The organism is Protofrankia sp. CiP1_Cm_nod2 (assembly GCF_920664355.1).
In the GTDB taxonomy this organism is placed as follows: Bacteria; Actinomycetota; Actinomycetes; order Frankiales; family Frankiaceae; genus Protofrankia.
Genome location: NZ_CAKKTL010000101.1, coordinates 1 through 9439 on the forward strand (window position 1 = coordinate 1; position 9439 = coordinate 9439).

Sequence of the window (9439 nt, forward strand, 5' to 3'; positions counted from 1 at the left end):
GGCTGGGGCCGCCGGGCGCGCCCGGCGGTCAGCCGGCAGCGGTCAGCCGGCAGCGGTCAGCCGGCAGCGGTCAGCCGGCAGCGGTCAGCCGGCAGCGGTCAGCCTGCGAGGGCGACGTCGACCGCCAGTTCGCCGGTGCCCCGGGTGAAGGTCAGCGCCGTGATGCTGCCGGCGCTGCGCAGGTCGGCCGCGACGGCCTCGACCAGGCCGACCAGGTCGGCGTCCCCGCTGACCCGCGCGGAGGCCACCGCCGCCTTCATCGACACCTTCGCCTCCGACTTGGCCCGCCGGATCGCCGTGAGCGCCGTGCTGACCGCCTCAAGCAGGCGCGGGTCACCACTGTCAGCGATCTTGCGCAGCTCGCCGGCCTCCGGCCAGCGGGAACGGTGCACCGACCCGGGCTTCCACCACGACCAGACCTCCTCGGTGACGAAGGGCAGGAACGGCGCGAACAGCGCGAGCACCGTGGACAGGGCGATGGCCAGCGTGGCCCGCGCGGACGCCGCGCCCGGCTCGCCGAACGAGCCGTACGCGCGTCCCTTGACCAGCTCGACGTAGTCGTCGCAGAACCGCCAGAAGAACGACTCGGTGAGCTCGAGCGCGCGGGTGTAGTCGTAGTTGTCCAGCGTGGTGGACGCGGCGTCCACCACCTCCGCCAGCGTCGCCAGCAGCGCCCGGTCGAGCGGCTCGGCGATGGTGCCGGCGTCCTCGACCGCGCCGAGGCCGAGGGCGAACCGGCTGGCGTTGAGCAGCTTGATGGCCAGCCGGCGGCCGATCTTCATCTGGCCGACGTCGAAGGTGGTGTCGGTGCCCGGCCGGCCGGCGGCGGCCCAGTAGCGCACCGCGTCCGACCCGTGCTGTTCGAGCAGGTCCAGCGGGGTGACGACGTTGCCCTTGGACTTCGACATCTTCTTGCGGTCCGGGTCGAGGATCCACCCGGAGATGGCCGTGTTCGTCCACGGCAGCGTGCCGAACTCGGTGTGGCTGCGCAGCACGGTGGAGAATAGCCAGGTCCGGATGATCTCGTGCGCCTGGGGGCGCAGGTCCATCGGGAACACCCGGGCGAACAGATCGTCGTCGCTGCCCCAGCCGGCGGCGATCTGCGGGGTCAGCGAGGACGTCGCCCAGGTGTCCATCACGTCCGGGTCGGCGGCGAAACCACCGGGGATCCCGCGCTGGTCCTCGCTGAAACCGGGCGCGGTGTCACTGGACGGGTCGACCGGCAGCGCCGCGTAGCCGGGGACGATCGGCTGGTCGTAGCGGGGGGCACCGGCGTCGTCCAGCGGATACCAGACCGGGAACGGCACGCCGAAGAAACGCTGCCGGCTGATCAGCCAGTCCCCGGTCAGGCCGTCCACCCAGTTCTCGTAACGGACCCGCATGTGCGGGGGATGCCAGTGCAGCTCACTGCCACGGGCCCGCAGCTGCGCCCGCAGGGCCTCGTCCCGGCCGCCGTTGCGGATGTACCACTGGCGGGTCGTGACGATCTCCAGCGGCCGGTCGCCCTTCTCGTAGAACTTCACCGGATGGCTGATCGGCCGCGGGTCGCCCAGCAGCGCCCCGGCCTCGCGCAGCAGCTCCACGATCCGCTCGCGGGCGGCGTGCACGGTGCGCCCGGCCAGCTCGGCGTAGTGCGCCCGGCCCGCCGCCGAGACGATCGCCTCGGGCGGGTCGGGCAGCAGCCGGCCGTCCCGGCCGATCACCGCGCGGGTGGGCAGCCGCAGCTCACGCCACCAGGTGACGTCGGTGAGGTCACCGAAAGTACAGATCATCGCGATGCCGGACCCCTTCTCGGGGTCGGCCAGCCGGTGCGCCCGCACCGGCACCTCGACGTCGAACAGGGGAGTGCGCACCGTGGAGCCGAACAGCGGCCGGTAACGCTCGTCGTCGGGATGGGCGACCAGGGCCACGCAGGCGGCCAGCAGCTCCGGCCGGGTGGTCTCGACGACGACGTCCCCGCCGCTGTCGGTGCCGCCGGCGCCGCTGTTCCCGCCGCCGTCGGTGCGGGCGAACGCCAGCGAGTGGTAGGCGCCCGGGCGCTCCCGGTCCTCCAGCTCGGCCTGCGCCACCGCGGTGCGGAAGGACACGTCCCACAGGGTGGGCGCTTCCGCCAGGTACGCCTCGCCGCGCTCCAGGTTGCGCAGGAAGGCCCGCTGCGCCACCGCCCGGGAACGGGCGTCGATGGTCGCGTAGGTCATCGACCAGTCCACGGACAGGCCGAGGCGGCGCCACAGCTGCTCGTAGACCTTCTCGTCCTCGATCGTCAGCCGCTCGCACAGCTCCACGAAGTTGCGGCGGCTGACCGGGACCTGCTCCTTGCCGGGCTTGGCCGGCGGGGTGAGATCCGGGTCGTAGGGCAGCGACGGGTCACAGCGGATGCCGAAGTAGTTCTGCACCCGGCGCTCGGTCGGCAGGCCGTTGTCGTCGAACCCCATCGGGTAGAAGACCTCACGGCCGCGCATCCGCTGGTAGCGGGCGATGACGTCGGTGTGCGTGTAGGAGAAGACATGGCCTACGTGCAGGGAGCCGGAGACGGTCGGGGGCGGGGTGTCGATCGCGTACACCCGGGCCCGGTCGGCGCTCCGGTCGAACCGGTAGGTCTCCTGCTCCTGCCACACGGCCGACCAGCGTGCCTCGACGCCGTCGAGAGTGGGCCGCTGGGGAACGGAGCGTCCGGGGACGGACTGGTCGGCGGCGGGCTGCTCCCGGCCGTCCGAGTCGTGCTGGTTCCTGCCTTCTTCTGTCACCACAGGTAACGATCCTACGGGTCGAACAATGTGAGCTCCGACACGGGCTTCACCGGGCCTTGCGCCTGATCCTTCCCAGGTACGGATCCCCGCCGATCCTTGTCTCCGCGTGGCACCCGCGCCCTGTTCGGACGTGCTCTCCCGGCGGGGCCCACGCCGGACGTCCTCATGCCCGGCCCATGCCGGGCCCATGCCGGGGAGGTGCGCGGCCGCCCTCCCACCGGCCGTGGTGAGGGTCCGTGCGCCGGTCTGGCAGGGTCCCGCCGGCCGGGCCGGCACACGACATCCCGGGCCTCCCCGGCGCTCCTCCGCCGCTCCCGGCGGTGGGATCGTGTCGGCGGGCGGCCGTGGCGGGCGGAGCGGGTTGGCAGGATGTATCCCGTGCCTGACACCGGCGAGGACACCGCCCCCACCGCATCATCCGCATCGTCCGCCCCCACCGCGTCCGCCGTCGCGACCTCCGCTGCGGTACCCGACCACGTCCCGGCGGGCCGTGCCCCGGCGGCCGGGCGGCCGCGGCCGGCGGACCTGCTCGCGCTGGCGCTCGACGTCGCCCACGAGGCCGGCGGCCTGCTGCTGCGGGGCCGCGGCGGGGACGTCGTGGCCGAGACGACCAAGACGTCCCCCACCGACGTCGTCACCGCGCTCGACCGGGCCTCCGAGGAGCTGGTCGCGAGCCGGCTGCGCGCGGCGCGCCCGGGCGACGGCCTGCTGGGCGAGGAGGGCGCCGACGACCCGGGCACCAGCGGGGTGCGCTGGATCGTCGACCCGCTGGACGGCACCGTGAACTTCCTCTACAACCTGCCGAACTGGGCGGTGTCGATCGCGGCCGAGGTCGACGGGCAGGTGGTGGCGGGTGTCGTGCACGCCCCCGCCCTGGGCGTCACCTACACCGCGGCGCTCGGGGAGGGCTCGGCCCGCAACGGTGTGCCGCTGGCCGGCTCGGCCGTCACGGACCTGGCGCACGCGCTCGTCGCGACCGGGTTCGGCTACACGGTGCAACGGCGGATCGCCCAGGTGACGGTGCTGACCCGGGTCGTCCCCCGGGTGCGTGACATCCGGCGGATGGGCGCGGCGTCGCTGGACCTCGGCGCCGCCGCGGCCGGCCTGGTGGACGCCTACTACGAGCGTGGCCTGCACCCCTGGGACCACGCTGCCGGGGCGCTGGTCGCGGCCGAGGCCGGGCTGCGGGTCGGTGGCCTGCACGGCCGCCCGGTCTCCAACGACCTCGCCATCGCCGCCCCGCCCGCCCTGTTCGACGCCCTCCACGACATCCTCGCCACCGACCCGCCCGCCGACCGCGACTGACGGACGGGCTCCACCTACGGCACCAAGGAGGCCCGCCGTCGACCGGCCGGCCGCCAGCGATTTTCCCTCGCCCCACATGGCCGGCCCACGCCGGCCCCGATCACTGACGGGCCCTGCCGAGCCCGCGCCGCGCCGACCGGGCAGATCGCCTTTCCTTCCTGGAACGCCGATCAGGTAGCCATGCGTATCCCCCGCACGGTGGCACGCTTCGATGGACGCCGGCCACCGGAGAAGATCGGCGTAATTTTGTCGTTGTGTACGCTTTTGCGGACAAAAAGCGTACACAACGACAAAGTCGCCTGGATCATGGCCTGTGCGGGTGGCTGTGGCTGGGATCCAGCGCTACCTGACCGGCGCTCCAGCCGATGCGGCTTCCCTCTGGTCGATCTAGTCGAGGCGGCGGAGTTCCTCGCGGTAGCGCTTGCCGTTCGCGGTGTACATCGCGGCCCCGGCCGCGAAGGCGTTCTCCGCCACCGCGTCCGGACGGATCTTCGCGGGGACGCCGACGGCCAGCGCCCGCGGTGGCACCCGCACGTTGTTGCCGACCAGCGCCTGCGCCCCGACCAGCGCACCCCGGCCGACCACGGCCCGGTGCAGCACGATCGAGCCGGAGCCGACCAGCGACCCGTCCTCGACGGTGCAGCCCTCCAGGTGCGCGATGTGCCCGATGACACAGTCGTCGCCGATGATCGTGGGGAGTTCGGCGGTCGCGTGCACGACCGTGCCGTCCTGCACGGACGTGCGGGCACCGATGTGGATCTCACCGTAGTCGGCGCGCAGCACCGCGCCCGGCCAGATCGTCGACTCGGGGCCGATGGTCACCTTGCCGATCACGGTCGCGTCCGGGTGGACGTAGGCGGACGGGTCGATCTCGGGCACCCGGTCACCGAGCGCGTAGACAGCCACGGACATCTCCTCCGGCTTCTTCGGACGGCGGCACGCCCGTGGGACGGCACGCGGCAACCGGCCCCGGTGCGCCTCCCCGGTCGCGTCTCCCGACGGTCGTCATCCTCCCCGATGGACGCCGCCGCGGCCCGCGGATCGCCGGCGGCCGTGACTTTTCAGCCGGACGCGGCCGCTCCGTCGGGCGTGGCCGCGTTGGCCAGGATTCCCGCGGCCGCGGGCATCGGCCAAGGTCCCGCGGCCGTGGGTGGGCTGCCGCGCCTGGGGCTCCAGCACCACGATCAGGCGTAGCGGGCGTCGAGCCGGCCGGTGGTGGGCTGCCGCGCCTGTGGCCCCAGTGCCTGTGGCCCCAGTGCCTGTGGCCCCAGTGCCTGTGGCCCCAGTGCCTGTGGCCCCAGTGCCTGTGGCCCCAGTGCCCCGGTGGCCTCGGGGCCTCGTTGGTTGTGGCTGCGGCAGGCACGACCTCGGTTCTGGTGGGGCGGGTGCTACTCCAGTTCGCGGATGCCTGGCGGCAGCGACCCGGTCGCCTCCAGCCATCTGCGGGCGGCCAGCCGCTCGGCGGTGAGCTTGCCGATGCCGACCGCCACCCCGGAGGCCGCCGCCCAGCTGATCGCGTCCACCCAGGCCGTGTCGGGATGCACGGGGCTGCGCGGCGGGTCCGACTTGCGGATCTTCTTGTAGGCCAGGGTCACGGCCTTGCTCGCCACCGACCCGGCGGCCGCTCCCGCCACGCCTCCGACGATCTTCCAGCCGATCTTCGCTACCGGTTGGGACACTTCCGTACCTCCGTCCGTGAAGATGCCCCGGCGGCCGACGCCGAGGGGATCATGGTTGTTCCTCCGCCGGAGGCCCAGGGCCCGCTGGAGGCAGTCCGGCTGACGGCGTCCGTTGCCGACAGCCAGCTGTTACTGACGATCGTTCATCACCGGCAGGCGTCCCGCTGCCGGGCACCTCGGTCGTCCTACCCTGGTCGTCCTACCTGGTCGGTCTACCCCGGTCGGCCGCTGTCAGCGCTGGTCAGCGGGTGGCCACGCACGTCCGTCGCCGCCACGAACCTGTCGGGGTGCCGACACGAGAGCACCCACACCTCGCCGGCCGTGCGTATCCACACGCCGGTACGGATCCACGGCCTGGTCACGGCGTGCACCCCCGGAGCCAGCGCCGTGCGGATGTCGGAGCATGCGACGGCATCGCGCACGCCGTCCCGGGGGAGCACCCGGCCGGCCGCGGCCACCGTCTGGTCGGTCACGGTCAGCCGGGCCCGCCCGAGGGCCCACAGCGCCGCCTCCATCCCGGCGAACATGCCGGCGTAGACGGCGGCCCGGACCCAGGCGGAATCCGTGTACACGGTGAAGTAGCTTCCGAAGACGCCGGCACAGACCGCGGCCCAGACATGCCACAGTCGGGGCACAGCCAGCCGTTCCTCGTAGCGCATGTCGGTCAGTATCCACCGCGGCGGCCATCACTCGCGCGTCCGTCACCGGTCGTCCGCGGTGCCCGTCTTTTCCCGTGGGTTCGCCGGCTCCGCCGCCGCGCGGACGCGTCTGACCGGTGCGTTGATGTGTCGGCCCCGCCGTGGCTGCGGCGAGCCGTTCGGGCGGCGGGTTGTTGGGCCAGGTGGTGCCGGGCCGTGCCGGGCCGTGCCGGGCCGTGCCGGGCGGGGTGGCGCGGTGACGGTCTCCGCCGTGGTCCCGCGCGGACAGCCATGATCGTCTGTTTTCCGGCCGGCTAGTCTTCGATGTGCTGTTACTTCGGCGTCCCGCCGCGCTCCGGCGTGTCGCCGGTGACGGCCCGCATCCGCCAGATCACGAGGGGCTCATGACCGCGACGGACAACCTCACCACGCCTCACATCGGAGGGCCTCATGTCGCAGGCCCGCACAGCGGGGCAGCCCCTGCCGGGGCCGGCCCGCTGGAGGTGCTGGTACACCGGCTCGATCCGGATCTCCCGCTGCCGGCCTACGCCCATGCCGGCGACGCCGGCGCGGATCTTGTCACGACGCGGGACGTCACACTCGCCCCGGGCGAGCGCGCACTGGTGGGGACGGGGATCGCCATCGCGCTCCCCGAGGGGTACGCGGCGTTCGTCCACCCGCGCAGCGGCCTGGCGGCACGCCACGGGGTGTCCATCGTGAACGCGCCAGGTACGGTCGACACCGGTTACCGTGGTGAGATCAAAGTTGTGCTCGTCAACACCGATCCCCGTGAGACGGTGGTGCTGCGCCGTGGTGACAGGATCGCTCAGCTCGTCATCCAGCGGGTGGAACGGGCGGCGTTCCAGGAGGTCGCCGAACTGCCGCCGACGGTGCGTGGCGTGGGCGGCTTCGGGTCGACCGGCGGTTTCGCCTGACCCCGGCCCCGGCTTCGGCCCGGTCCACCCGTGGATCCGCGGCCGGCTTCCTCCGGTCTGGGACGGGGCCGGTGCCGCCCGATCCTGCCGGGGGACACCCGGCCATCACACGCGTGAGGAGCCGATCGTGACGACAGGGAAGCTGATCGTGAGAACAGGAAGTGGTCGCGGTGTTCCGGCGCGGTCGTAGGCGCGCCGGTCGCGGCTGGCGGGATTCGCAGGAGTACCGGGACGAGTATGACGAGGCCGGGCACGACCCGGCCGAGGTTGATCATGATGGTCCCCACGACGCCGACCAGGCCCCGGCCGACCACGTCCGCCGGCTTGATCTGGGGTCGCTGCGGGTTCCGGTGATCGACGGGGTCCAGGTGCAGTTCCAGGTCGACCAGGCCTCCGGGCAGTTGCTCACGGTGACGTTGAGGGACGGGCAGAGCGGGATGGAGCTGTCGGCGTTCGCCGCGTCGAAGAGCGCCGGCCTGTGGGACGAGGTGCGGGCCGAGATCGTCGGCTCCCTGCGTACCGCCGCCGGGACGGCAGAGGAGACCGGTGGCCCCTACGGCAGGGAACTGCGCCTGCAGCTGCCGACCGGTACACCGGGGGAGTTCATACCCGGCCGTATGCTGGGGATCGACGGCCCGCGCTGGTTCCTGCGGGTCGTGTTCACCGGTTATGCCGCGCTCGATCCGGCCGCCGCCCCGCCGCTGGCCGAGGCGCTGCGCCGGCTGGTGGTGGTACGCGGTGATCAGGCGATGCCGCTGCGTGACCCGCTGCCACTGAAACTGCCCCGGGAGCTCACCGACCCGCACAGCCCGGACGCTCCGGACGGCCGGAGCCTCCCAGGCCCGGATCCGCGCGAGGCCGTCGGCGGTGTCGCGACGCCGACGGCTCGGATGCCGGCCCCGGGTGTGCGGATCGCGGAAGCCGGTTGAGGCCGGTTGAGGCCGGTCGAGGTCCTGCCGAGGTTCACCGATGCCTGTGTCGATGTCCGCCGGGGCCGGTTGTGGCCACCCACGGCCGGGGCGCCGGGGCGTGGACGGGCCCACGGTGGCACGGCCGCGTCCTCCCGGTTTTCCCGCGTCCCGTTTCTGGGAACACCGGCCAGCGGGCCCGGCCGGTCCCGCCGGCCTTCGGTGGGCCACCAGTGGGACGCGGGCACACCGGGCCGGGCTGATTCGTTGCCCGTGTGTCATCCCGGCGTATGTCGCGCCGGTTCCAGATGTCGTATATAGGTTGATATCGGTAAACAGCGCAGATCGGCGGACGGCACACCAGATGACGCGTACCAGTGGATGGCACACACCAGTGGATGGCACATCAGTGAAGGCGGTTGCCATGACGAGTTCCGACAGTCGTCCCGCGGCCGCGGACCCGCGACACACGCTGTCGCCCAGGCCGCCCGTCGCCGCATGAGCGCGCCCAGCCGCGACGGGCGTCCGTCGACGCGCCAGCCGCCGGTGTCGCTGGTCGAGGCTGTCGGTGGCGTCCGGGGGGTGGTCGACGGGGCCGTTCCCACCGCCGCCTTCGTCGCCGTCAACTCCCAGGCCGGGCTGACCGCGGGCATCGTGGTCGCGATCGTCGTCGCGGCTGCCCTCATGGTGCTGCGGCTGCTGCGGCGGGAGCCGGTCCAGCAGGCGTTCTCCGGGCTGTTCGCGGTCGGTGTGGCCGCTTTCGTCGCGTCCCGCACGCACAGCGCCGAAGGGTTCTTCCTGCCCAGCATCGCCAAGAACGCCGTGTTCGCGGCCGTCGGCCTGCTGTCGCTGCTGGTACGCCGGCCGTCCGCCGGCTACGTGATGGCGGTGCTGGATCCCCGCTACGCCAACTGGCGCCGGCACGCCGACACCCGGCGCGCCGCGGTGTGGGCGACGGGCGTCTGGATCGCGGTCTTCACCGTCCGGTTCGCCGTCCAGGGCCTGCTCTATCTTGCCGGTGAGCCCGGCTGGCTCGGCGCGGCCAACATCGCTCTGGGCCTGCCCCTGTTCGGCGTGGCGATCCTCGCGACCTTCGCCATCGTGCGGCGGCTGGCGCCACGCCAGCCCGCCGCGGACGACGGCCCCGTGGCCGACGGCGGGCCGGTCATCGAGGGAACGGTCCTCGACGGTCCCGGGAGATGACGGCGGCCGGGGATACGGCGG

8 protein-coding genes are annotated in these 9439 nt (G+C 73.1%); 4 read left to right on the plus strand and 4 right to left on the minus strand.

What is annotated here, in order from left to right; translation table 11 throughout:
- Positions 1 to 98: 98 nt before the first annotated feature.
- Entirely contained in the window at positions 99 to 2750 is a 2652-nt protein-coding gene (gene valS / locus NBW84_RS12945; RefSeq protein WP_250284889.1) for a valine--tRNA ligase, read from the minus strand.
- 378 nt (positions 2751 to 3128) lie between these two features.
- Between valS and NBW84_RS12950 the strand changes: the two genes are divergently transcribed.
- The gene (locus tag NBW84_RS12950; protein WP_250284891.1) at positions 3129 to 4055 is read left to right on the plus strand and encodes an inositol monophosphatase family protein; all 927 of its coding nucleotides are present in this window, start codon (positions 3129 to 3131) and stop codon (positions 4053 to 4055) included.
- Positions 4056 to 4442: 387 nt separating this feature from the next.
- On the opposite strand, the gene NBW84_RS12955 is transcribed toward NBW84_RS12950, so the two are convergent.
- From NBW84_RS12955 to NBW84_RS12965, 3 genes are all read right to left on the minus strand, one after another.
- Entirely contained in the window at positions 4443 to 4967 is a 525-nt protein-coding gene (locus NBW84_RS12955) for a gamma carbonic anhydrase family protein (RefSeq protein ID WP_250284893.1), read from the minus strand.
- 476 nt (positions 4968 to 5443) lie between these two features.
- Entirely contained in the window at positions 5444 to 5734 is a 291-nt protein-coding gene (locus NBW84_RS12960; RefSeq protein ID WP_250284894.1) for a DUF4235 domain-containing protein, read from the minus strand.
- A 212-nt stretch (positions 5735 to 5946) separates the two neighbouring features.
- Positions 5947 to 6393, minus strand: coding sequence for a DUF3093 family protein (locus NBW84_RS12965; RefSeq protein ID WP_250284896.1), 447 nt, complete (start codon positions 6391 to 6393; stop codon positions 5947 to 5949).
- Between the two features lie 476 nt (positions 6394 to 6869).
- Between NBW84_RS12965 and dut the strand changes: the two genes are divergently transcribed.
- From dut to NBW84_RS12980, 3 genes are all read left to right on the plus strand, one after another.
- Positions 6870 to 7307, plus strand: a complete 438-nt coding sequence (dut, locus tag NBW84_RS12970) for a dUTP diphosphatase (RefSeq protein WP_445548329.1) — start codon at positions 6870 to 6872, stop codon at positions 7305 to 7307.
- Between the two features lie 170 nt (positions 7308 to 7477).
- The gene (locus tag NBW84_RS12975; protein ID WP_250284900.1) at positions 7478 to 8236 is read left to right on the plus strand and encodes a DUF3710 domain-containing protein; all 759 of its coding nucleotides are present in this window, start codon (positions 7478 to 7480) and stop codon (positions 8234 to 8236) included.
- Between the two features lie 477 nt (positions 8237 to 8713).
- Positions 8714 to 9418: a DUF3159 domain-containing protein gene (locus tag NBW84_RS12980; RefSeq protein ID WP_250284902.1), complete on the plus strand. Its 705-nt coding sequence runs from the start codon at positions 8714 to 8716 to the stop codon at positions 9416 to 9418.
- Positions 9419 to 9439 lie beyond the last annotated feature (21 nt).